The following is a 366-nucleotide window of genomic DNA, read 5'->3' on the forward strand; positions in this document are numbered from 1 at the left end:
AGGAAAAGAAGAAATAATGAAAATGATAAAGGAATGGCAATCAATTTTTACAATTGCAGAACTGTGTTCCATATTTAATATTTCACGTGCTACTTATTATCGTTGGAAAAATCAGGAGAAAACAGTAACTAACCATGAAGAAAAAAACGTAATAGAAATATGTCAACATCATAAATATCGGTATGGATATCGTCGGGTTACAGCTTGTCTACGTGATCAATTTAACATCGTAATGAATCATAAAAAAGTATTACGTATCATGAGAAAATACAACGTATTATCTCGGGTTAGAAAAAAGAAAAAGATATTTGTGCTCGGTCATGAACCAGTGGTAGCTAAAAATAGAATACAACGGAGATTTAAAGC

At 31.1% G+C, this 366-nt stretch carries 1 protein-coding gene; it reads left to right on the top strand.

The window, feature by feature from the left end; translation table 11 throughout:
- Positions 1 to 16: 16 nt before the first annotated feature.
- Positions 17 to 366 (top strand): IS3 family transposase (locus MR168_RS33160; protein WP_242291775.1); only part of this gene is annotated, 350 nt, incomplete at its 3' end.

It is taken from the genome of Bacillus cereus group sp. BfR-BA-01356 (assembly GCF_022663635.1).
Classification (GTDB): Bacteria; Bacillota; Bacilli; order Bacillales; family Bacillaceae_G; genus Bacillus_A; species Bacillus_A cereus.